The organism is Rhizobium sp. AAP43 (assembly GCF_001296045.1).
Taxonomy (GTDB): Bacteria; Pseudomonadota; Alphaproteobacteria; order Rhizobiales; family Rhizobiaceae; genus Allorhizobium.
In genome coordinates this window covers 455,143-478,395 of sequence record NZ_LJHS01000005.1, presented here as the reverse complement: position 1 = coordinate 478,395, position 23,253 = coordinate 455,143, and the positions used below count along the sequence as shown (strand labels likewise).

General features: G+C 60.1%; 22 protein-coding genes, 1 tRNA gene and 1 other annotated feature. Of the genes, 11 read left to right on the top strand and 12 right to left on the bottom strand.

Annotated elements, in window-relative coordinates; translation table 11 throughout:
• Positions 1–27 precede the first annotated feature (27 nt).
• The gene (locus IP76_RS05725; RefSeq protein ID WP_054157204.1) at positions 28–696 is read left to right on the top strand and encodes a hypothetical protein; all 669 of its coding nucleotides are present in this window, start codon (positions 28–30) and stop codon (positions 694–696) included.
• A 328-nt stretch (positions 697–1,024) separates the two neighbouring features.
• Here IP76_RS05725 and dgcA read toward each other — a convergent pair whose 3' ends face one another.
• Positions 1,025–2,008: an N-acetyl-D-Glu racemase DgcA gene (dgcA, locus tag IP76_RS05720; RefSeq protein ID WP_054157203.1), complete on the bottom strand. Its 984-nt coding sequence runs from the start codon at positions 2,006–2,008 to the stop codon at positions 1,025–1,027.
• Positions 2,009–2,193: 185 nt separating this feature from the next.
• On the opposite strand from dgcA, the gene mnmA reads away from it, so the two are divergent.
• Both mnmA and IP76_RS05710 read left to right on the top strand, forming a co-directional pair.
• Positions 2,194–3,390, top strand: a complete 1,197-nt coding sequence (mnmA, locus tag IP76_RS05715; protein ID WP_054157202.1) for a tRNA 2-thiouridine(34) synthase MnmA — start codon at positions 2,194–2,196, stop codon at positions 3,388–3,390.
• A gap of 161 nt (positions 3,391–3,551) precedes the next feature.
• Positions 3,552–3,628: transfer RNA gene (locus IP76_RS05710), tRNA-Met, on the top strand.
• A 110-nt stretch (positions 3,629–3,738) separates the two neighbouring features.
• On the opposite strand, the gene IP76_RS05705 is transcribed toward IP76_RS05710, so the two are convergent.
• Positions 3,739–4,967, bottom strand: a protein-coding gene (locus IP76_RS05705; RefSeq protein WP_156318479.1) for an IS3 family transposase whose coding sequence is annotated in 2 segments (ribosomal slippage) — positions 3,739–4,673 and positions 4,673–4,967 — 1,230 coding nt in all. Because the reading frame shifts where the segments join, the coding sequence is not laid out codon by codon here.
• Positions 4,570–4,686, bottom strand: a sequence feature (AL1L pseudoknot). Its footprint overlaps the gene before it by 117 nt.
• A gap of 279 nt (positions 4,968–5,246) precedes the next feature.
• Positions 5,247–6,029, bottom strand: coding sequence for an FkbM family methyltransferase (locus IP76_RS05695; protein WP_054157199.1), 783 nt, complete (start codon positions 6,027–6,029; stop codon positions 5,247–5,249).
• A 267-nt stretch (positions 6,030–6,296) separates the two neighbouring features.
• On the opposite strand from IP76_RS05695, the gene IP76_RS05690 reads away from it, so the two are divergent.
• Positions 6,297–6,965 (top strand): CatB-related O-acetyltransferase, encoded by a 669-nt coding sequence (locus tag IP76_RS05690; RefSeq protein WP_054157198.1) that lies wholly within the window; start codon positions 6,297–6,299, stop codon positions 6,963–6,965.
• Positions 6,966–7,241: 276 nt separating this feature from the next.
• Here the strand turns inward: IP76_RS05690 and IP76_RS05685 are convergent, their stop codons facing one another.
• Together IP76_RS05685 and IP76_RS05680 are read right to left on the bottom strand one after the other, a co-directional pair.
• Positions 7,242–7,883 (bottom strand): ThuA domain-containing protein, encoded by a 642-nt coding sequence (locus IP76_RS05685; protein ID WP_054157197.1) that lies wholly within the window; start codon positions 7,881–7,883, stop codon positions 7,242–7,244.
• 26 nt (positions 7,884–7,909) lie between these two features.
• Positions 7,910–9,010: a Gfo/Idh/MocA family protein gene (locus IP76_RS05680; protein WP_054157196.1), complete on the bottom strand. Its 1,101-nt coding sequence runs from the start codon at positions 9,008–9,010 to the stop codon at positions 7,910–7,912.
• A gap of 260 nt (positions 9,011–9,270) precedes the next feature.
• On the opposite strand from IP76_RS05680, the gene IP76_RS05675 reads away from it, so the two are divergent.
• The gene (locus tag IP76_RS05675) at positions 9,271–9,855 is read left to right on the top strand and encodes a transglycosylase SLT domain-containing protein (protein WP_054157195.1); all 585 of its coding nucleotides are present in this window, start codon (positions 9,271–9,273) and stop codon (positions 9,853–9,855) included.
• A gap of 101 nt (positions 9,856–9,956) precedes the next feature.
• Here IP76_RS05675 and IP76_RS05670 read toward each other — a convergent pair whose 3' ends face one another.
• The 5 genes from IP76_RS05670 to IP76_RS05650 form a co-directional block, all read right to left on the bottom strand.
• Positions 9,957–10,976, bottom strand: a complete 1,020-nt coding sequence (locus IP76_RS05670; protein ID WP_054157194.1) for a TIM44-like domain-containing protein — start codon at positions 10,974–10,976, stop codon at positions 9,957–9,959.
• A gap of 250 nt (positions 10,977–11,226) precedes the next feature.
• Positions 11,227–12,231 (bottom strand): cytochrome d ubiquinol oxidase subunit II, encoded by a 1,005-nt coding sequence (cydB, locus tag IP76_RS05665; RefSeq protein ID WP_054157402.1) that lies wholly within the window; start codon positions 12,229–12,231, stop codon positions 11,227–11,229.
• Positions 12,221–13,633, bottom strand: a complete 1,413-nt coding sequence (locus IP76_RS05660; RefSeq protein ID WP_054157193.1) for a cytochrome ubiquinol oxidase subunit I — start codon at positions 13,631–13,633, stop codon at positions 12,221–12,223. Before IP76_RS05660 ends, cydB begins: the two co-directional genes overlap by 11 nt.
• 222 nt (positions 13,634–13,855) lie before the next feature.
• Positions 13,856–15,451: a phosphoglycerate dehydrogenase gene (serA, locus tag IP76_RS05655; RefSeq protein WP_054157192.1), complete on the bottom strand. Its 1,596-nt coding sequence runs from the start codon at positions 15,449–15,451 to the stop codon at positions 13,856–13,858.
• Positions 15,452–15,538: 87 nt separating this feature from the next.
• Entirely contained in the window at positions 15,539–16,717 is a 1,179-nt protein-coding gene (locus IP76_RS05650; protein WP_054157191.1) for a phosphoserine transaminase, read from the bottom strand.
• A gap of 253 nt (positions 16,718–16,970) precedes the next feature.
• Between IP76_RS05650 and IP76_RS05645 the strand changes: the two genes are divergently transcribed.
• Entirely contained in the window at positions 16,971–17,963 is a 993-nt protein-coding gene (locus IP76_RS05645; protein ID WP_054157190.1) for a transporter, read from the top strand.
• 123 nt (positions 17,964–18,086) lie between these two features.
• On the opposite strand, the gene IP76_RS05640 is transcribed toward IP76_RS05645, so the two are convergent.
• Positions 18,087–18,923 (bottom strand): outer membrane protein, encoded by an 837-nt coding sequence (locus tag IP76_RS05640; RefSeq protein ID WP_054157189.1) that lies wholly within the window; start codon positions 18,921–18,923, stop codon positions 18,087–18,089.
• Between the two features lie 183 nt (positions 18,924–19,106).
• Entirely contained in the window at positions 19,107–20,108 is a 1,002-nt protein-coding gene (locus IP76_RS05635) for an LLM class flavin-dependent oxidoreductase (protein WP_054157188.1), read from the bottom strand.
• Between the two features lie 150 nt (positions 20,109–20,258).
• Between IP76_RS05635 and ruvC the strand changes: the two genes are divergently transcribed.
• The 5 genes from ruvC (at position 20,259) to ruvB (ending at position 23,252) form a co-directional block, all read left to right on the top strand.
• Entirely contained in the window at positions 20,259–20,771 is a 513-nt protein-coding gene (gene ruvC / locus IP76_RS05630; protein ID WP_054157187.1) for a crossover junction endodeoxyribonuclease RuvC, read from the top strand.
• A 58-nt stretch (positions 20,772–20,829) separates the two neighbouring features.
• On the top strand, positions 20,830–21,081 hold the full coding sequence (locus IP76_RS05625; protein ID WP_054157186.1) for an AbrB/MazE/SpoVT family DNA-binding domain-containing protein: 252 nt from the start codon (positions 20,830–20,832) through the stop codon (positions 21,079–21,081).
• 1 nt (position 21,082) lies between these two features.
• The gene (locus IP76_RS05620; protein ID WP_054157185.1) at positions 21,083–21,499 is read left to right on the top strand and encodes a type II toxin-antitoxin system VapC family toxin; all 417 of its coding nucleotides are present in this window, start codon (positions 21,083–21,085) and stop codon (positions 21,497–21,499) included.
• Positions 21,500–21,520: 21 nt separating this feature from the next.
• Complete coding sequence (gene ruvA / locus IP76_RS05615; protein ID WP_054157184.1) at positions 21,521–22,138, top strand: Holliday junction branch migration protein RuvA; 618 nt, start codon at positions 21,521–21,523, stop codon at positions 22,136–22,138.
• Positions 22,139–22,211: 73 nt separating this feature from the next.
• The gene (ruvB, locus tag IP76_RS05610; protein ID WP_054157183.1) at positions 22,212–23,252 is read left to right on the top strand and encodes a Holliday junction branch migration DNA helicase RuvB; all 1,041 of its coding nucleotides are present in this window, start codon (positions 22,212–22,214) and stop codon (positions 23,250–23,252) included.
• Position 23,253: the final 1 nt, after the last annotated feature.

Genomic DNA, 23,253 nt, shown 5'->3' with positions numbered 1-23,253 from the left:
ACGTCTTTCACCCCTCAGAGGTCTGCCATGCTTCCCTGGATCCAGCTCGACACGGCCGCCATTCCCGGCGGCGGCGAACTGCGCCTGAAAAGCCGCGGCACCGAGTTTTCCATCATGCTCGGTACCAACGAGCTGATGAACAGCCGCCTCAGCGGCTCGGAAGAGGCCTTGGCCACGCTGGCCTTCGAGCGGATCTCTACTCACAAGCGCCCGCACATCCTGATCGGTGGCCTCGGCATGGGCTTTACGCTCCGCGCCGCCCTCGCCATCCTGCCCGCTGACGGCAAGATCACCATTGCCGAACTCGTGCCCGCCGTCGTCGACTGGGCGCGCGGGCCGATGGCCGAAATCCATAAGGGCAGCCTCGACGATCCAAGGGTGACAGTCCATGTCGGCGATGTCGGCGCCCTGATCGCAACGTCAAAAGGCCAGTTCGACGCCATCCTGCTCGACGTCGACAATGGCCCTGATGGCCTCACCCGCGAAGAGAACGATAGCCTCTATTCCCATGACGGGATTCGCAAATCCAAGACAGCACTCACCCGTGGCGGCATACTCGGCATCTGGTCTTCCGGTCCCGATCCGCGCTTCACCCGACGCCTCAGGGACTGCGGATTGACGGCAGAGGAGATCCCGACCCGTGCGGGAAAAACCGGACGCGGCATGAAGCACATGATCTGGATGGCGAAGGCCTGAAGGGCAAGAGCTCTTTTCAGGTAGAAAGTCCCCTCCCAAACCCTCCCCACAAGGGGGAGGGCTTAACCCGGCACCACCCTTTTCACCTCGAATACATCAAAGCCTTTTTCACGTGCGGAAGGGCATCCGCGAGTCTTCTCCCCCCTTGTGGGGGAGATGGCCGCCCTTCGACAAACTCAGGAGGCCAGAGGGGGAGACGGCACGCGGATACCTTCCGCCAGCTTGAACACAGAGAGCCTCCCGCCGATGGCAAAGAAGACAATTTGAGCCTCAGGGGGCGAGGCTGGGTTAAGCCCTCCCCCTTGTGGGGAGGGGACTTCCTTCCGATTCACCCCCAAAGCGCCCGCGGCGGCACTGGCATGATGGCCCCGTCATAGGCAATCGCCGGCTCGCGGTCGCGCGCCAGAAGCAGCGGCCCGTCGAGATCAACGAAAACCGCCCCCTGGCCAATCAGGAAAGCCGGAGCCATGGCCAGCGATGTGCCGACCATGCAGCCAACCATGATCTCGAAGCCAGCCTCAACAGCCGCATCGCGCATGGCAAGCGCTTCCGTCAGCCCGCCGGTCTTGTCGAGCTTGATGTTGACGGCATCATACTTGCTCTTGAGGGCGGCGAGCGATGCCGTGTCGTGACAGCTCTCATCGGCACAGACAGGCAGCACGCGGTCCACCCCCAGAAGCGCGTCATCCGCGCCTGCCGGGAACGGCTGCTCGACCAGCTGCACGCCGAGATCGAGAAACACCGGGGCCAACGCCTTGTATTGATCAAGCGTCCAGCCCTCATTGGCATCGACAATGATCGCCGAGCGCGGCGCACCGGATCGTACAGCCTGGATGCGCTCAACGTCACCCTCGCCGCCGAGCTTCACCTTCAACAGCGGTCTATGAGCCTCCTTCTCCGCAGCGGCCTTCATACTGTCAGGCGTGCCGAGCGACAGCGTATAGGTGACCGAGAGCGGCTTCGGCTCTGGTAACTTCAAAAGTTGCCAGACCGGCATACCCGCCCGCTTGGCTTCGAGATCATGGAAAGCGCAGTCGAGCGCATTGCGCGCCGCCCCGGGTTTGAGCCGTGTCTGCAGCCCTGCCCGGTCCAGTCCTTGGCGCACCTCCTGCACGAGCGACCGAAGCACCTCGACGACGCTCTCTACTGTTTCTCCATAGCGCGCATAGGGCACGCATTCGCCCTGCCCCACATGCACCCCATCCGTCAGCCTGACCGTGACCACCTTCGCCTCGGTTTTCGAGCCGCGCGAGATGGTAAAGCTGCCGGCAATCGGAAAGCTCTCAGGCGTGACAATCATCTCAACCGGCATATCGAAACCTCCTTTGCTGCACGTGCCCGCGCGAATCGCTGCTCTTGCACGAACAAGCAATCCTTTCTATATCCGTCAACAACAGGACCAGTACCGGCAGCAGGCGGAAACGCCAGAAAACCTTGCCCAGATCCCTCAGATTCGGGGATCACGAAACGGTCACATGAAGTACAGAGACGAAGCCCTTGAACACGCTGGATTTTGACAAGAGACCGGAAGATACGCGCGTCGTCGTCGCCATGTCGGGCGGCGTGGATTCGTCTGTCGTGGCCGGCATCCTGAAGCGCGAGGGCTATGATGTCCTCGGCATCACCTTGCAGCTTTACGACCATGGCGCCGCCGTTCACCGCGCCGGTTCCTGCTGCGCCGGACAGGATATCGACGACGCCCGCCGCGTTTGCGAAACGCTCGGCATTCCCCATTACGTGCTGGATTACGAACAGCGCTTCCGCGACACCGTGATCAACCCGTTCATGGAAAGCTATGTGGCCGGCGAAACGCCAATCCCCTGCGTTGCCTGCAACCAGACGGTCAAGTTCGCCGATCTCCTGGCGACCGCACGAGAACTCGGCGCCGATGCGCTGGCAACCGGCCATTACATCCGCTCCAAGTCGGTGCCGCTCGCCAATGACCCAGGCCACCGCGCCCTCTTCCGCCCGATCGATAGCGAGCGCGACCAGAGCTACTTCCTCTTTGCCACCACGCAGGAGCAGATCGACTATCTGCGCTTCCCGCTCGGTGCCATGTCAAAGGCGGAAGTACGCGTGCTTGCCGAAGACATGGGCCTCGTCGTTGCCCAGAAGGCCGACAGCCAGGACATCTGTTTCGTGCCGCAGGGCAAATATGCCGACGTGATCAACAAGCTGAAGCCGAATGCGGCTTTGGCCGGTGACATCGTCCATCTCGACGGCCGGGTGCTGGGCAACCACGAAGGCATCCTGCATTACACGATCGGCCAGCGTAAGGGTCTGGGCGTCGCCACGGGCGAACCGCTCTACGTCATCTATCTCGACGCTCGCTCGCGCCGGGTCATCGTCGGCCCGAAGGAAGCGCTGGAGACCCACCGCGTCTATCTGCGCGACATCAACTGGCTGGGCGACCTGACGCTCGCCGAGGAAGCCGCCGAAGGCCTTGCCTGCTTCGCCAAGGTGCGCTCCACCCGCCCGCCGACACCTGCCGTGCTGCATGCCGACGAGCGCGGTGTCTATGTCGACCTCGAAATCGGCGAAGCCGGCGTCGCCCCCGGCCAGGCCTGCGTGCTCTATTCCGCAACCGGTGCCGACGCCCGCGTCTATGGCGGCGGCTTCATCGAGCGTTCCGAGCGCTCAAGCGAGGCCGAGGCCTCGCTGAAAGCCCTTCTCGCCAGCCCCGTGGCCGCCTGAAGACACACGCTTCTGGCCCCGCCTTCAGACTAGCGGGCAAACCAGCGAAAACCCACGTGGATTTTGACAGAACCGCGCTTGACTTTGATCGGACCCTCGCCTTATAAGCCGCCCATCGCTTCGGACGGCGACGGCCTCAGGGCCCAGAGGATCCGATGTGTGGCGGGATAGCTCAGGTGGTTAGAGCGTGGGATTCATAACCCCAAGGTCGGCGGTTCAAGTCCGCCTCCCGCTACCAAAACAATTCTCAATAGAGAACTGAAAGCAACTTTGATTTGAAGCGTCTGAATGGTCGCGGATAACTGGCATTGAACCGCGCCGGGTTTGCCGGAGGCTATCTCGTTTAAGTTATGCCGCCATAGCTGCTTCGTCCAGCATGGCGTAATACCTGTCCTCGGCTTCGGCTGGCGGTATATTCCCGATAGGCTCCAAAAGGCGTCGATGATTGAACCAATCGACCCATTCCAGGGTGGCGAGTTCCACCGCCTCGAAGCTGCGCCATGGTCCACGCCGATGAATGAGCTCGGCCTTGTAGAGACCGTTGATCGTTTCGGCGAGGGCATTATCATAACTGTCGCCGACGCTTCCGACAGACGGCTCGATGCCAGCTTCCGCCAATCGCTCGGAATACCGAATAGACACGTATTGAACGCCGCGATCCGAGTGATGCACGAGGCCGCCGCCATGAGCGGGACGCCGATTATGAAGTGCCTGCTCCAGCGCATCGAGGACGAAGCTCGCATGTGCTGTCCGGCTTGCCCGCCAGCCGACGATGCGACGAGCGAAGACGTCGATGACAAAGGCCACGTAGACGAAACCCTGCCAGGTGGCGACATAGGTAAAGTCCGAAACCCACAGCCTGTTTGGTGCTGGGGCTTTGAACTGGCGGTTCAACCGGTCGAGCGGGCTCGGAGCCGTTTTGTCCGGGAATGTCGTGCGGACCGGCTTTCCTCGAATGATCCCCTGCAGGCTCATCGACCTCATAAGCCTGGCGACAGTGCAGCGGGCGACGATAAAGCCTTCACGCTTCAGTTGCCGCCAGACCTTGCGAACGCCATAGACGCGGAAGTTCTGTTCGAAGACACGACGTATCTCGATCTTCAGGCCGATATCGCTGCGGGCGCGGATCGACAGGCGATCCACGTCCGTGCGCTTGGCAATGTTCTCGTAATAGGTTGATGGGGCAATCGGCAAAAGCCTGCAGATCGACTCGACCCCAAACACACCACGGTGTTCGTCAATGAACGAGATCATCGTTTGAAGGGGCGGTCGAGCTCCGCCATCGCGAAATAAGCAGACGCCTTGCGCAAAATCTCGTTGGCTTGACGAAGCTCGCGGTTCTCCCGCTCCAGAGCCTTCATCTTCTCGGCCACATCGCTCGGAAGACCTGCTCGTTTGCCGCTGTCGACCTCCGTCTTCTTCACCCAATCATGCAGCGTGGCTGGCGAGCAGCCGATCTTGGCCGCGATTGATGAAACGGCAGCCCACCTCGACGGATGTTCTGCTTCGTGATCCAGCACCATACGAATGGCACGTTGACGGAATTCAGGTGAAAACTTGTTCGTTGTCTTGCTCATGATGACTCCACTTTCTCAAAAGTTGGAGCCTCCGGCAAACCCGGCGCGGTTCACATTTTGACAGCGAAAACTGGGAAAAATCGTTTTCTCTGAGGTTGTGTCAGTATCGCTTCAGAGTGCTCTCAAACCACCGTTGAAGAGATCGCCTATCCGATATCAGTATTGACCGGACAGATCTGCGCTTTAGGTAGCCGACATGGGCAAACCTAAAAGCAACAAGGGCTGGAAACGACCGCACGGCCGGCACCAGCACTGCGGCTGGCGCGGAGCCCACTGCTTTTAAAATGTGAGCAGGACCTGTCTGCGATCCTTCCTCTTTACTTTTTTCGCCAAGCTGGCCAACCGTCTACCTGTACGGAGGTCAATCACCTTCGGATAGACAGCTAGGATGTCCAGCATTTCGTCAAGCTTCCGCTCTCCGTACTGCTCTCTGATCATCTCTGTATGTATCTCGATGACCATCGCCTTGATTTGCCTGATGACTGGAGCAAGGCCGACTATGGCCTCACACTCGTGTCCCTCAATATCCATCTTCAAGAGGTCGATTTGGGCGATCTTACACTGCTCCATGATGACAGGGAGAGAAGTCATATTCACTTGAGTGGTGTGGTCAGCCCGGGCATCAACAATTTTAGCAGATACCCCGACCTCGCTATACAGAGATGCAACTCCCTCTTGGGAAGACAGTCCTGCTTGAAACAGATGCACGTTCTTGAATGGACCGAAAGATTGCTGCAGCAACGAAAAGCGTTCCGGCTCTGGCTCGATCGCAATGACAGTGCCTATGGCGCCAACAGCACGCAACATTGATGCCGTGTGGTGACCACAATGCGCTCCGACGTCAACGGCCACTGCACCAGGTGTGAGATTGTCAACGATTACTTTCTTGACATCTCGCTCGTAGTCGCTCCCCTCGTAGAGCCTCATATCGATTGGGCTGGTCCTTGGCGAAACCTGTAGTCGGATTCCCTCATAAGTGACGGTCGCAGCTTCAGGCGCAGTTTGCATGCGCTCATAAATGTTATTCTTCTTTTTCAGTCCCAACCACGTTCGAATACCCATAGATGCCCTCACGCAACCGATAAACGCTCTCATCTAGTCGCACAACTTTACCGACAGGTGAAGCAATTTTGACAAACAAGACAGAAAACTCAGCTCAGAAACCGGTGCTCTTTGGCCTAAAATACACAACCACTTGCCGCTGGTCTGCCACGCTCGCTCCACAAGCACAGCTTGCAGTTGGGCCTACCATCCGGCATATGCGGAATGGGGCGGAAGGTAGGCGGTTCGGAACACAGTTCCGCGGTATTCCGATCATCAGCAGGGGGAATGTCAGTGCCGGCTTATGTGTTTGTTGAAGACGAGGTTTATCTTGATGGGTGCACAGTGGGTGGAAACATCAGGATCGGGTACGCAACATATGCAAACCAGAGCGTCATTCGTCCCAATACCAGCATTGGACGTTACTGCTCGATCGGCCGCCGCTGCACCATCGGAGCCTCGCTGCACCCCGCTGACTGGCTAACCGCGCATCCGGTAGGCTACCGCGACAAGGGGAAAAGCTATGGGCGCACAGAAAACAATCGAAGCCTTACCAAGATCGGCAATGATGTATGGATCGGAGACAATGTCGTAATCCTTGAAGGTGTCACTGTCGGCGATGGCGCTGTCATCGGTGCCGGTGCAGTCGTGACGAAGAATGTGCAGAGCTACGCTGTTGTGGGTGGCGTTCCCGCCCAAGCAATCAAACATCGGTTTCCTGCAGCTACCATAGCCAATCTCTTAGAACTTCAGTGGTGGCGTTATGCTCCGGAGATCCTCGATGACCTTCCCTTTTGGGATGTTGACACATGTGTCGACCACTTGCAGACAAAGCTGCGGGGCAATTTTCCAGCCATGCCAGAACATCACCGCAAGACTCTTGCGCGCTCACTTACCAAACCGCCTCGCGGCCTGAAACGGCTTCTTTTTAGACTTTTCGGCAAAAAAGCTCACTAGGTCAGCTAATTGTTGGCCGAGCACGTCATTTTCGATACCGCACGTCACCTTTTTCGTAAGCGGCGCGGCTAGAAGCCGGAGAAACTAACGAGTTGTGGGCAATTCCGAATGGAAGAATTGGTTCCTTCTTAAAATCAACGTCGGCGGCCCCACAATAGATGCACCCACCCGCCGGCGGGAACTTGACAGGGCGGGTTTTGATGCTGTCGAACCGCAAAGAAGTCATATGGCAGAATAGCACACTTTCTGGATGCGGCACGAATATAGGCGGCCCTCTCACCGAGCCGCCCACACCAACCCCCGCCTCACAATCTCCCGCATCTGCGGCACCTCGAACTCCGCTGCCTGATGGCCGAGTGAGGAGTAGAACACCCGCCCCTGCCCGTGACGGCGCTTCCACACCACCGGCATCGTGTGCCCGTCGATCCAGGCATCGTGTTCACCGGTAAAGGTGGTTGTGGCCAGCACCTCGTTGTTCGGGTCGACATGCATGTAATACTGCTCGGAGCGATAGGGAAAATCGCCGATGCCTGACACGAGCGGGTCGTCGGGCTTCGTGATGTTGACCGTGTAATCATAGATATTGCCGGGATGGGCGACCCATTGGCCGCCGATCATGTATTGGTATTGCACGCAGTCGCGAAAACTGTCGCCGGCCTGGCCGTGAAAGCCGGCGAGGCCGACGCCGCCGCGGATCGCCAGTTCGAGATTTTCGATCTCCGGCTTCTCGATCTTGGTCATCGTCAGCATCGGCACGATGAGGCTGTAATCGCGGATCTGAGGATCGGCAAAGGCCTCGGTGCCCGGCTCGACGCGCACGGAGAACCCCTCGACCTCCAGCATGGCGGCAACGAGTGTGGCGCATTCCAGCGGCTGGTGTCCGTCCCAGCCGCCCCAGCAAATCAAAGCCTGACGCATATGTGTATCCCTGTTCATGATGAGGATCAGCGGCCGAGGCTGCCGTCAATGAGCGATGCGGCAAGCGGCGCTGGCCGCTCGACGCGCGTCGTGATGGCAACCGTCTCGCCCCGGTCCGAGGCCGTCTGGAAGGCTTCCATGACTTCCAGCACATGCAGCGCCAGATCCCCATTGGCCCGGTGCGGGCGATTATTGGCGATGGCGAAGGCCATGTCGGCCACGCCGAGCGAGCGCCAGTTGCCCTCGGCATAGGGCAGCGCGACCGGTTTGCCCTGGGCCTCGCCAACCAACGGCAGTAGGAAGAGGTCACCACCAAAATGATTGGGATCGGGCACGATCAGCGTTGCATCCGTTCCATAGATTTCGAGCGGCGTGTGGCGATGGCCGGCAACATCGAAGCTCATCGTGATCTGCACGACGGCACCGTTGACGAAGGACATCAGGCCCGTGACATGGGTCGGCACATCAACAGGGATCACCTCGCCCCGGCGCGGCTCGCTGCCGATGCGCCTGACGTCGCGTACCTTCGTGGCAAAGCCCGCCACCTTTTCGACCGGACCGAGCAGGTTGACGAGGTCGGTGATGTAATAGGGGCCCATGTCGAGCATCGGCCCGCCGCCTGCCTCATAGTAGAAATCCGGATTGGGATGCCATCGCTCATGGCCCGGGCACATGAAGAAGGCCGTGCCGCCGATGGGCTGGCCGATGGCCCCTGCATCGACCACAGCGCGGGCCGTCTGGTGCGCCCCACCGAGAAATGTATCCGGCGCGGAACCAACGCGAAGCCCGCGTGCATTTGCCCGGTCAAGCAGGCGTTTTCCCTCCCCAAATGTGACGCCCAGCGGCTTTTCCGAATAAACGTGTTTGCCCGCGTCGAGCGCATTCAACCCCACTTCGACATGCGCTTTTGGGACCGTCAGGTTGACGATGATGGCGACGTCGGGATCGGCATGAAGCGCGTCGATCGAGCAGGCCGGGACCCCGAACTCGGCCGCACACGCCTGTGCCAGGTCTGAATTGAGATCGGCGATGCCGCAGATCTTCAGAATCGGAAAATGCGCGAGGCCTTTAAGATAAGTGCTTGAAATATTGCCGCATCCAATGATGCCGATGCCAATCCGCTGCATGAATGAAAAACCTCTCTCCCAGGCTTTGAGCCAGAATGACCGATGGGCAAAGGCGAAACCGCCCCTCCTCGCTGCTCATCGGTCGCGGGCAGACTGGGTGCAAATCGGTGCGAGGTCAACGCCTCATTGTGGAGGAGTGAAAGTCGAGGGGTCACCCCGTTCATAGGCCCCATTCATAGGGATGAAAGATCACCCCTGATCGGACAACCTTTCGTTAAATTTTAGTGAATAGGATGGCGGTCGAGAAGCGAGGTTTTGTTATGCGTACCGCTCTAGTTTCCACGCTCGGCGTCATGCTGATGCTGTCGGCCTGTGCCAAACCACCATCCCAGACCCGCAATGCCTGCGCGATCTTCGAGCAGCGTGACGGGTTCTTCGACAACTGGCGCAAAGCCGCCATTGCCGCCGAGCGCGAATATGGCGTGCCGGTACCGATCCTGATGGCGACGATCTATACGGAATCGAGTTTCCGCCACAACGCCAAGCCGCCGCGCAAGATGATCCTCGGCTTCATTCCCGGCAAGCGCCAGTCGTCGGCCTATGGCTACTCCCAGGCTCTCGATGGCACCTGGGATCGCTACCAGCGCGAGACCGGCCGCTGGAGCGCCCGCCGCACCGATTTTGCCGACGCCATCCGCTTCATCGGCTGGTATCACCGCGAGACGGCGGACAAGCTGAAGATCCCTCTGAACGACCCCTACAATCTCTATCTGGCCTATCATTCAGGCCTGACCGGATATCTGCGCGGCGCTTACAAGAACCGCCCGGAAGCATTGCGTGGCGCGAAGCGCTTCAACGAAATCACCTATACCTATGCCAAGCAATTGCAGCAGTGCCCGGGCTGATCGCCTCCTGTTCTGCCTGCTCTCTTGAGAAAATGGATGAAGCCGGCCCTTGCGGGCCGGCTTCTTCAATTCATGCCTGATATGCTTGCCTGAACAGTCGCTTATTCAGCGTCGTTCAAACCCTGGATTGCAGAAATCTGCCACTGCGTGCCCGGACGGCGAACAAAGGTCCAGAGTTCGACGGACTCGCCCGGCGTCTGGTCGCTCCCCTTGATCAGCGCATTGGTCTGCCGATCGACGAGGTAGTCCACCGCCTCGTAGCGCATGGCAACGGTCGCATAATCCGCCTTGTCCTCGCGCCAGCTTTCCGAAACGTCACCCTGTACGAGATGCACATCACGCACCACGTTCTTGACGCCCGTGGTGGCATTCTCGCTCAATTCCTCGGCAAGATAGGACATGGCTTCCGGCGTGGTGATCCGCCGCAAACCGGCATAATCTTCCGCCGCATAGGCCGCCTGCATCTCTTTCAGCAACTGCTCGAAACGCTCGAGATCCGGCTGGCCGATGCCGAGTTCGTCGGTCTGGCCAGCACGGGCAGCGGACGCGGATGCAGCGGACCCGCCGCCGATCCTGGGGATCTGGAAGCTTGGACGACCGGTGCCGCCCGCCTGATTGTCACGCGACAAACCGCCGAAACCACCAAAGCCGCCCATGCCGGGTGCATTGCCAGCACCGGAGGCGGCCGGCTGACGATTGGCAAACATGCGCATGGCAAAGCGAACCAGGAAGAAGATCAGCAATCCCTGCAGCAGCAGCCCCAGGAAGCCGAAGCCGCCGCCAAAACCGGTGCCCATCAGCATGCCGAAGAGGCCACCGACGAGAAGGCCGCCCATCAGGCCGCCAGCCAGACCACCGAAAAGGCCGCCGGGACGGCTTGCCTGGTTCGCTGCCGTCGAGGTGGCGCCTGGCTGATTGGTGTTGGTGCGCGGCGTCATGGTCCGCTCGATTGGTGCGGCCGGTGTCGGTGCCGTCCGCGTCACGGCCGGTTGGTTGAAGGTGCGCGTACCGCGGCTACCGAAACCGCCGCTGGCGCGCCGCGCTTCGGCGAAATCAACCGCCGTCAGCGTGACCATCATGCCGAGCGCGAGTGTCGCGAATATCTTGCCGTATTGCCGCATTGGGATCGTTGTCCTCCTCGAGACTTTGACTGTGCCTTTGAAAGGCAGATGGTATCCATATGGAAACCGCCCGGCCTCTTTTGAAGGCAGGGCGGTCACTTTTCCATTGAATTTCCGGTGACCGGTGGATTTACGGGTCAGGCGCCGAGCCAGAACTTGATGATCAGACCGACCACCGTGATCGTGGCGACACCGGCGACCCAGAGGCCGAAGAACCACAGGAGCCGGTTGGCGAGCGGCTTCTGGTCCATCAGTGATACCCCTCATCCGGGTTGAGCTTGCCGCGGAAAACCCAATAGGCATAGGCCGTGTAGCAGAGGATCATCGGCACCAGCACCACCGCGCCATAGAGCAGGAAGGACAGGCTCTCGTCAGGGGCCGCCGCCTCCCAGATCGTCAGCGATGTCGGGACGATATAGGGATAGAAGCTGATGCCAATGCCGAGATAGCCGAGCACGAACAGGCCGAGTGCGGCGAGGAACGGCTGGATGTCGCGCCCGCTCTTAAGGCCGGAGACGATGATCCAGAGGCAACCGAGGACCAGAACCGGCACGATGACCGAAAACACCATGGTCGGATAGCCGAACCAGCGCTCCAGATAGAGCGGCTCGAGGAAGGGCGTCCACAGGCTGAAGATCCCCATCGCGCCCACCGTGCCGAAGGCAAGCCAGTAGGCAAAGACCTTGGCCCGTTCCGCAAGCTCGCCACTGGTTTTCATCACCAGCCAGGTGGCACCAAGCAGGCCGTAACCGACGAGAAGGGCAGCGCCTGTCGCCAGCGAGAAAGGCGTCAGCCAGTCCCACCAGCCGCCGGAATAGGCACGGTCGGTGACCGGAATGCCCTGCACCAGGGCACCAAGCGCCACGCCTTGAAAGAACGCCGCGATCATGGAGCCGCCGGCAAAGGCCCAGTTCCACAAATATTCAGCCCTTTGCGTCCGCCAGCGGTATTCGAACGCGACGCCCCGGAAGATCAGCCCGAGCAGCATGAGGATCAGCGGTGCATAAAGCGCCGGCAGGATGGTCGCATAGGCAAGAGGAAAGACGGCAAGCAACCCGCCGCCCCCCAGCACCAGCCAGGTCTCGTTGCCGTCCCAGACCGGGGCGACCGAGTTCATCATCAGATCCTTGTCATGCTTCTCCGGGAAGAACGGAAAGAGAATGCCGACGCCGAGATCGAAGCCGTCAAGGATGACATAGGCGAGCACCGCAAAGGCAATGATGCCGGCCCAGACGAAGGGAAGATCAATGACCATGCTGGCCTCCATGATGTCCGGTCTGCGCTGCCGGCGTGATGCCGGATGTGCGGATCGGGCCGTCGTCGAGAACCGGCATCGGATCGCGCGGCAAACGTGCCATCAGCCGCAGGATGTAGAAGGTCCCTGCCCCGAAGACGATGAAATAGACGATGATAAAGGCAATCAGCGAAGCCGCGACGGCCGGTGCCGCAATCGGCGAGATCGAGTCCGCCGTCAGCAGGTGGCCATAGACCGTGTAGGGTTGGCGGCCGACCTCCGTGGTGATCCAGCCGGCAAGCACCGCAACAAAGCCTGAGGGCCCCATGATCAGCGCGACACGGTGCAGCCAGGGGTTCTCGTAGAGAGAGCCCTTCCAGCGACACCAGAGGCTGAACACACCAACCCCAAGCATGGCAAAGCCGATCGCCACCATGACGCGGAAGGACCAGAAGACGATGGCAACCGGTGGCTCCTTGTCGTCGGGAATGGTGTCGAGGCCGTCGAGCGGGGCATTGAGATCATGCTTCAGGATCAGGCTCGACAGCTTCGGGATCTGGATCGCATAGTCGATCCGCTTTTCCTCGGTGTTCGGAATGCCGAACAGGATGAGCGGGGCGCCTTCCGGATGACTATCGAAATGGCCTTCCATCGCCATGACCTTGACCGGCTGATACTCCAGAGTGTTGAGACCATGCGCATCGCCGGCTGCGATCTGGATCGGCGCAACAATCGCCGCCATCCACATGGCCATGGAGAACATGACGCCCGCACGACGGGGTGCCGTGCCGCGCAGCAGATGCCAGGCGCCGACCGCACCGACGACGAAGGCGGTGGTGAGATAGGCCGCGATCACCATATGCGTCAGGCGATAGGGGAAGGACGGATTGAAGACGATCTTCCACCAGTCGACCGGCACGAACTGGCCGACCTCGTTCATCGCAAAACCATCCGGTGTCTGCATCCACGAATTGACCGAAAGGATCCAGGTGGCCGAGATCAATGTGCCGATGGCGACCATGAGGGTCGAAAAGAAATGCAGCCCCGGCCCGACGCGGTGGCGGCCAAACAGCATGACGCCGAGGAAGCCGGCCTCCAGGAAGAAGGCGGTCAGCACTTCATACCCCATCAAGGGACCGATAACCGGGCCCGCCTTGTCGGAGAAGACCGACCAGTTGGTGCCGAATTGATAGGACATCACGATGCCGGAGACGACACCCATGCCGAAGGCCACGGCAAAGATCGTTTTCCAGAAATCGAAAAGCTCCAGATAGACCTTGTCCTTCTTCCACAGATAAAGGCCTTCGAGCACAGCCAGATAACTGGCAAGCCCGATGGAAAAGGCCGGAAAGATGATGTGGAAGGAGACGGTGAAGGCGAACTGAATGCGCGCCAGGAGTTGTGCATCGAAATTTTCGAACATGGTTCGAAGTCCCTTTCTTCCTCCCGAGATGACAAGGATCAATTATAGCGTGCTGGCGCCAAGACAATGCGACAACCCGCCATGCGTCAACCCGCCATGCGGCAAGTCAACGCATATGAGTTTTCTGATATGGCGATAGGCCGGTTTGCTCTCAGGCAGCCAAACGCAAACGGCGCGGGTTTGATCCCGCGCCGTTTGGAATTTCCCTGTCCTGAGACAAGATCAGTCGACGTTGAACACCAGCGGCTTCGCCTGCTTGATGGCAGGGTTTGCGGTCAGCTGGTCGAGCACGGCCTGTTCGACCGGGCCGTCGACGTAAAGAAGCGCGATGGCGTCGCCACCTTCCTGGTCGCGACCGAGCTGGAAGTTGGCAATGTTGACCTTGGCATTGCCGAGCGTCGTGCCCATGAAGCCGATCATGCCGGGAACGTCGGTGTTGGAGATGTAGATCATGTTGGCGCCGACATCGGCGTCCATGTTGATGCCCTTGATCTGGATAAAGCGCGGCTTGCCATCCGAGAAGACCGTACCGGCGACCGAACGCGTCTGCTTGTCGGTGGTGACGGTGAGCTTGATGTAGCCATCATAGACACCCGTCTTGTCGCGCTTGACCTCGGCAACGATGACGCCCTTTTCCTTCACCATGACCGGTGCCGAAACCATGTTGACGTCCGACACCTGCGGGCGGATGAGGCCGGCCAGCAGCGCCGACGTCAGTGCCTTGGTGTTCATGGTCGAGGTCACGCCGTCATAAAGGATCTCGATTTCCTTGATCGGGTCTTCGGTCATCTGGCCGGCAAACGAACCCAGCACGTCGGCGAGACGGATGAAGGGCTTCAGGATCGGGGCCTCTTCAGCCGTGATCGACGGCATGTTGATCGCGTTCGAAACGGCACCCTTGATCAGATAGTCCGACATCTGCTCGGCCACCTGCAGCGCGACATTCTCCTGAGCTTCCGTGGTGGAGGCGCCCAGATGCGGCGTGCAGACAACATTGTCGAGGCCGAACAGCGGGCTTTCCGTTGCTGGCTCGACTTCGAAGACGTCGAAGCCGGCACCGGCGACATGGCCGGACTTGATGGCGTCGGCAAGGGCTGCCTCATCGACGAGGCCGCCACGGGCGCAGTTGATGATGCGAACGCCCTTCTTGGTCTTGGCGATGTTGTCACGGCCAAGAATGCCGCGGGTCTTGTCGGTCATCGGCACATGCAGCGTGATGAAATCAGCGCGGGCGAGCAGGTCGTCGAGTTCGACCTTCTCAACGCCCATTTCCTGAGCGCGCTCAACCGACAGGAAGGGGTCGTAAGCGATGACATGCATGCCAAGGCCGATCGCCTTCTTGCAGACGATACCGCCGATATTGCCGGCACCGATGACGCCGAGCGTCTTGCCGGTGATTTCAACACCCATGAACTTCGACTTTTCCCACTTGCCGGCCTGTGTCGAGGCATCGGCCTGCGGCAGCTGGCGGGCAACGGCAAACATCAGGGCGATGGCGTGTTCAGCCGTCGTGATCGAGTTGCCGAACGGCGTGTTCATCACGATGATACCGCGCTTGGAGGCAGCCGGGATATCGACATTGTCGACGCCGATACCGGCGCGACCGATGACCTTGAGGTTGGTCGCAGCGGCGATCAGCTTTTCCGTCGCCTTGGTGGCTGAACGGATGGCCAGACCATCGTAATTGCCGATGATTTCGGCGAGCTTTTCCTTGTCCTTGCCGAGCTTCGGCTGGAAATCCACTTCAACGCCGCGATCACGGAAGATCTGGACGGCGGTTTCAGACAATTCGTCGGATACGAGAACGCGAGGTGCCATGACGAGGCCTCCTTCAGAGAGTTCGTTTGAATGAGATGAGGAAATTTCGGGGCTCCGCCGCTGTGGCGGAGCCGAATTGATCAAGGATCAGGCGGCAGCCTTGGCCAGAGACGCCTTCTGCGTCTCATAGGCGAAGGAGAGCCACGGCATCAGAGCCGCCATATCGGCAGTCTCGATCGTGGCACCTGCCCAGATGCGAAGGCCGGCCGGTGCATCACGGTAAGCGCCGATGTCGAAGGCGACACCCTGCTTTTCGAGGATGCTGGCAATGCCCTTGGCAAAGGCGGCCTGGGCATCGGCATCGAGTGCGGTGACTTCGGGATCAACGATCTTGACGCAGACGGAGGTGTTCGAGCGCGTCGCATCGTCAACCGCGAGATTGGCGATCCAGTCGTTCTTTTCGATGAAGTCGAAGATCACCTTGGCATTGGCGTCGGCGCGCGCGATCAGGGCCTTGAGGCCACCGATCGACTTTGCCCACTTCAAGGCATCGACATAGTCCTCGACGCAGAGCATCGACGGCGTGTTGATCGTCTCACCGACGAAGATGCCTTCGATCAGCTTGCCGCCCGAAGTCATGCGGAAGATCTTCGGCAGCGGCCAGGCCGGAACATAGGTCGTCAGACGCTCCACAGCCCGGGGGCTGAGGATGATCACGCCATGACCGCCCTCGCCGCCCAGAACCTTCTGCCAGGAGAAGGTCGTGACATCGAGCTTGGAGAAGTCGAGATCCTGCGCGAAAGCCGCCGACGTGGCGTCGCAGATGGTCAGACCCTTGCGGTCAGCCGGGATGAAGTCGGCGTTCGGAACGCGCACGCCCGAAGTCGTGCCGTTCCAGGTGAAGACGACGTCGCGGTCGAAATCGACGGCGGCGAGATCAGGAAGAAGACCGTATTCGGCGTTGAACTTGCGGACATCGGCAAGCTTCAGCTGCTTCACCACATCGGTGACCCAGCCGGCGCCGAAGCTTTCCCAGGAGAGCATGTCCACGCCACGTTCGCCGAGCAGCGACCACATGGCCATTTCAACGGCGCCCGTGTCGGAGGCCGGAACAATGCCGATGCGGTAGTCAGCGGGAACGTTCAGAATTTCGCGGGTAAGGTCGATGGCCAGTTTCAGCTTTTCCTTGCCAACCTTGGCGCGGTGCGAACGACCGAGCGGGGCATCGGAGAGAGCGTCGAGCGACCAACCGGGGCGCTTCGAGCAAGGGCCAGACGAAAAATGCGTGTTTGTCGGACGCGCGGCGGGGGCGACGATATCAGCCATATAGATACCCTTCCAGGTAATTAGCCTCTCGTTGGGGAGAGGTGTCCCGCCGTCGGAACTACTCTTGTCGCCGATCCCAGTCAAGCGGGGTTGCGTCGCGATAAGAAAAATTTTTATCCCGTCCGCGCCAGACACGACGCAGCATCCCAAGCGCGGCATCCGGCGTCATCAAGCCGTCATGTGGAAAGCGCATCTGCGATTTTCGACGCTTGTGCTGTTGAGGCGCGCGCACGGGTAGAAAGTTCATAGACCGATGTTTCCGTTGGGCAGCCCCATTCCCGGCCTCGTCTGGGCCTACCGCATCAAACCTGGCTCAAGAGGAGAGCGACTTTCGCCCGAATGCCGCATGGCGGACGTCATGACGGGCGACGGCTTCGTCTGGATCCACCTCAACCTAGCAGGTGGTCGCGTTGCCGGATTTCTGGAGCAATTCCCGGGCCTGACGCCAGCGGCCATCGCCGCACTGACGACCCATGACACCCATGCAGCGCTTGCCGTGGACGAAAAGCTGATCTTCGGAACGCTGATCGACTTCCAACGCGAGTTCGACGCAGCGACCCGCGACATCGGCTGGCTGCATTTTGGGCTCTCGGACACCTTCATCATCACCACACGGCTGCAACCGATCCGATCGGTGGACAAGGTTCGTGCGGCGGTGGAAAAGAATACCAGCCGCTATGCTGCGCCACTGCAGATCTTTGAGGTGCTGGTCGCGGAGTTCCAACGCGGAATGATCGCCGTGGTGCTGGAGCTGACGGAAGAACTGAACCAGATCGAAGACCACGTTTATGGCAGCGAAATGCGCGATGAGCGCCGTCGATTGACCCCGATCCGGCGGCTGATCGTGCGGCTGCATCGCCATCTACGAACCATGCTGCTTATCATGCGCCGGGCCGCAGCGACCGACGACGACGAAATGCCAGATGGCGTCGAAGACAGTCTTGCCCGCCTCGCTGGTCGTCTGGAGACGGTGGATCAGGACGTCTCCGCGCTCGCGGATCGCGCAAGGCTTCTGCATGAAGAACTCGATTCCAAGCAGAGCGCCGAGACGAACCGGCATCTCTATATCCTGTCCCTGATGACCGCCCTGCTGCTGCCGCCGTCGCTGGTGACGGGCTTCTTTGGCATGAACACCACGGCCCTTCCCTTCTCGGATGGCGCACACGGCACGCTCTCCGCCTTCGGCTTCATCCTGATATCGATTTTCCTCTCCTGGCTCATTCTCAGGCGAACAGGCATTCTCTAGAGCATTTCCAGCCGAAGCGGTATCGCTTCGGCGTCGGATAATGCGGTAAAATCAGAATGATAGCGCCTGAAACGAAAAAGGGCTGCCCGGAGGCAGCCCTTTGTCTGGATCGTTGTCGAGAGATTATTTGTAGACGAGCTGCTGCGGCGGCTCATAGGCCACCGGCTCTTCGCAGCCGCCGAAGACGTAGCGAGCACCGGCATGCAGACCATGGCTGTAGAAGCCCTTGTCATAGCCAGGACCGCCGCTGTTCTGGAAGCCGAACATATCGCCGCCCAGCGTGTGGCGGAAACGATAACCGACATCGGCCTTGACGTTGCAGGTGACGTCGATCGAGGCACCAGCCATAAGCTGATAGGCAAAGCGCCAGCTGCCGCGGCCGCTATGCTCTTCGGTCGGGTCGCAATTCGTCGGATCCGCTGTTTCGCAGGAGGTGTTGTTCAGCTTGTCCCACTTCACGTAGGAGCCACCGACACCGGCACCGACATACGGCGTGAAATAGGCATAGGAGCCCAGATCCAGGTAGGCGTTGGCCATCAGGCTATAGGCCCTCATCGCCGCGACATCCGTTGATGTACAAGCGACGGCGACACCGCAGGAACCGGTCGTCGAGCCGTTGAAGTCAGCCTTGGCCATGTAGTCGAAGGTCAGATCGGTGCGCAGATATCTGTTGACCTGGTAACCGACACCGCCGCCGACAGAGAAGCTGTCCTTGATGGATGCCGTGGTGAAGTCAACAAGGTTGCCATTCGAACCCTGAAAGTATTCCGCGCCGCGAAGCTTCTGGAAATTGTAGCCCAGATCGCCACGCAGATACCAGCCGGACGCCTCGGACACTTCAACTTCCGGTGCGTCATAGACGGGCTGCGGCTGCGGCTCGGGCTGGTAAAGGTCTGCGGCATAGGATGCCGTGCCGGCCGAAAGGCAAGCCACAGCAATGGCGAGAAGTTTCATCTTCATGGCAGGATACTCCAAAAATCCCAGCGTGGTTGCATCAGGCGAGCACCCGCCCGACCTTCTGAATTGCCTGGATCATGAAGATGAAAAGTTAAGTCCCGCTTAACTACGCGTGTTAACTGTGACCATTGGCGATTTACTTACCATGACGCTTTTTCATTCCGGGCATGCCGGCGAAATGCACCCTCAGGCGGCCAACTGAACCCCTTGGCGCACATCCGCAAGCAACTCGACGGATCTCAGCCTCGCTGCGACATCGTGGATCGGCATAGAGACGATCAACTCATCCGGCTGCACCGCCTTCAGGAACGTATCCAGCTTGCCAGCCACCGTCTGGCGCGAGCCAACGAGCGCATAGCGCAAGGTGTGCTCCACATTGATACGCTCAATATCCGTCCAGACGCCGTCCATACTGTCTACCGGTCGCGGGAAGGCGCGCCGGATATTGCGCCTCAGATTGACGAATTGCTGCTGCGCCGAGGTGAAATAATGACGGGCCGTCTCGTCGTCTTCGGCAAGGGCTGCCATGACCCCAACCATCACATGCGGCTTTTCAAGCGTCGCGGACGGCTGGAAGCGCTCGCGATAGATCTCAACGGCATCCAGCAATTGATCGGGCGCAAAATGCGAGGCGAAGGCATAAGGCAGCCCCAATGCGGCGGCGAGATGCGCGCTATAGAGACTGGACCCGAGAAGCCAGATCGGGACATGGCTGCGCATGCCGGGAACGGCGAGCAGGACCTGCCCCTCGTCCGGCTCGCCCAGCAACTTTTGCAATTCCAGAATATCATGCGGGAAGCTCTCTGCTCCGGCATCCAGATTGCGCCTCAGCGCCTGCGCCGTGCGCATGTCGGTCCCCGGCGCGCGGCCAAGGCCGAGATCGACACGGCCGGGAAACAGCGCCTCCAGCGTGCCGAACTGCTCTGCGATGACCAGCGGAGAATGATTGGGCAGCATGATGCCGCCGGACCCGATCCGGATCGTCCTGGTGCCCGCACCGACATGCCCGATCACCACGGCAGTCGCCGCACTGGCAATGCCAGGCATGCCGTGATGCTCGGCCAGCCAGAAGCGATTGTATCCACGCGCCTCCGCCGTCTGCGCCAGCTTCAGCGAAGCATCGAGCGCCTCGGAAGCGCTGTGACCTTCGGAAATCGGCGAGAGGTCGAGAATGGAAAAGGGGATCATGGCATCGGTCCTGCGTGTCGTTTCCACTCATGTAGGCAGTGCGGACGCCGTACCCAAGAGGTGATGATATTAAATTATAATCACTTCGGATGTTTTTGGTTTGTTCACATTTGGCTGGCACAGATCGCAACGATTGAACTAGGATAGCCCATGACCTCCACGATTCGCATCATTGGTATCGATCCGGGCCTGCGCCGCTGCGGCTGGGGCGTGATCGAAACGCTCGGCAACTCGCTTCGTTTTGTCGGCTCTGGCACCGTGACCTCGGACGGTGACATGGATCTTGCATCGCGCCTCTGCCAGTTGCATGACGGGCTTTCCGAAGTCGTGCACACCTACAATCCGGATGAGGCCGCTGTCGAACAGACCTTCGTCAACAAGGATGCGGTGGCGACGCTGAAGCTCGGCCAGGCCCGTGGTATCGCCATGCTGGTGCCCGCCCGCGCCGGATTGCCGGTGGCAGAATACGCCCCGAATGCCGTGAAGAAAGCCGTGATTGGCGTCGGCCATGGCGAAAAGCAGCAGATCCACATGATGCTGAAAATCCTGATGCCCAAGGCCGAATTCAAGGGCAATGACGCCGCCGACGCGCTCGCTATCGCCATCTGCCACGCCCACAATCGCGGCGGTGACCGCATGCGCAAGGTGCTGGCCTCCGCCTGATTTGTTCTTGACTTGTTCTGACGGTAGGATTTATTCTTACTTGTGAAGGAGCAAGGCCATGCGCGTATCATCCAAGGGTCAAGTGACCATTCCCCGCGACCTGCGCGAGCTCGTCGGCATCGAACCGAATTCGGAAGTGGTCTTCACCGTGGAAGACGGGCGTCTGATGCTATCCGCCAAGAACAGCCCGGAGGCTATTCAGGAACGCGTCCGCTTGGCAGGCCTTCTGAAGACCCTCGAAGCGCTGGAAGGAACAGGCGCCGCAGACATCGACGCAGATGCGCTGATGCACATGACCCGGGATCGTTGACATGGCCGTTCTGGTCGATACCAACGTGCTGGTGGATATCGCGGTGCGCGATCCCGCATGGCTGACCTGGTCCAGGAACCAGCTTTTGAAACTGGGGCGGGCCGAACCGCTTCTGATCAACCCCATCATCTATTCCGAATTTTCCGTGCGCTATACCAACCGCGAGGAAGTCGACGAACTGCTGCCCGAAAGTGAATTCCGCCGCGAGAACCTCCCCTGGGCCGCCGCTTTCGCCGCCGGTCGTGCATTCCGGATCTACAAACTGGCCGGTGGTGGGCGCGATCGTGTGCTGCCGGATTTTCTGATCGGTGCGCATGCCGCCATTCGGGGCCACAAGGTCCTGACTCGCGACCCGAAAGGCTACCGCACCTACTTCCCCGACCTCGACATCATCTCGCCTGAAACCCATCCCCTGTAACTCTTTCGACGCGGACCTCCCATGATCGGCAAACTCAAAGGCACCATTGACGAAATCGGCGACGACTATGTGCTCGTCGACGTCCATGGCGTCTGCTACGTCGCGCATTGTTCGGCCCGCACACTTTCGCGCATTGGCTCGGCCGGTGAGGCCGTGGTGCTTTTCATCGAGACCTATGTGCGCGAGGACCAGTTGAAGCTCTTCGGCTTCATGAGCGCGCTGGAGCGCGAATGGTTCAACCTTTTGCAAAGCGTGCAGGGCGTCGGCGCGAAGGTGGCGCTTGCCGTCCTCTCCACCCTTCCCCCGTCGGACCTCGCCAATGCCATTGCCCTGCAGGACAAGGCTGCCATTTCCCGCGCCCCCGGCGTTGGCCCCAAGGTTGCGTTGCGGCTCGTCACTGAACTCAAGAACAAGGCGCCCGCCTTCGCCGGCGAGGCCTCCGGTACGATTGGCCTCAAGCAGGAGATCGGCGAAGGCGTCGCCTCCGCCCCCGTCGCCGATGCCGTCTCGGCACTCACCAATCTCGGCTATTCCCGCGATCAGGCCGCAAACGCCGTAGCGGCTGCATTGAAGAATGGCGGCGAAGGCGCCGACAGCGCCAAGCTGATCCGATTGGGGCTGAAGGAGCTTTCACGGTGAGAATTGGTCTGCGGCAGCAATGTCGGTATAAGAAAACGAAGCAGTCCGGCTCGATCCGCATGGAAATCCTCGCATGACCACCAACAACCCTATCCTGACGCCCGAAAAGCGTGGCGAAGATCTCGATGCGGCGCTCCGCCCGCAGACCCTCGATGACTTCACCGGTCAGGCGGAGGCACGCGCCAACCTGAAGATCTTTATCGAGGCAGCGAAGAACCGTGGTGAGGCGCTTGATCATGTGCTCTTCGTCGGCCCGCCCGGCCTTGGCAAGACGACCCTTGCCCAGATCATGGCCAAGGAACTCGGCGTCAACTTTCGCTCCACCTCCGGCCCCGTTATCGCCAAGGCCGGCGATCTTGCAGCCCTCCTCACCAATCTTGAAGAGCGTGACGTGCTCTTCATCGACGAAATCCACCGCTTGAGCCCCGCCGTTGAGGAAATCCTCTATCCGGCGATGGAAGATTTTCAGCTCGACCTGATCATCGGCGAAGGCCCGGCTGCGCGATCGGTCAAGATCGACCTGTCGAAGTTCACGCTGGTGGCTGCCACCACCCGTCTCGGCCTTCTGACCACGCCGCTGCGTGACCGTTTCGGCATTCCGGTTCGCCTGAATTTCTATACCGTCGAGGAACTGGAATCGATTGTCCGACGTGGCGCCCGCCTGCTCAACCTGCCGATGACCGATGACGGCGCCCGCGAAGTTGCCCGCCGCGCCCGCGGCACGCCCCGCATCGCAGGCCGCCTTCTGCGGCGCGTGCGCGATTTCGCCGAAGTTGCCCGCGCCGAGGCCGTCACAAAGGTGATTGCAGACGAAGCACTGACACGCCTTAACGTCGACAATATGGGCCTCGACCAGCTCGACATGCGCTATCTCAAGATGATCGCCGTCAATTTCGGCGGCGGGCCTGTTGGTATCGAAACAATTGCCGCCGGTCTCTCCGAACCGCGTGATGCCATCGAAGACATCATCGAGCCCTACATGATCCAGCAGGGCTTTATCCAGCGCACGCCACGTGGCCGCGTCTTGACCGCGACCGCATGGAAGCATCTCGGCATGACCCCACCCAAGGATCTCGAAGCCGCCCAGTTTCGCCTGACGCTTGAGGATGATTGAG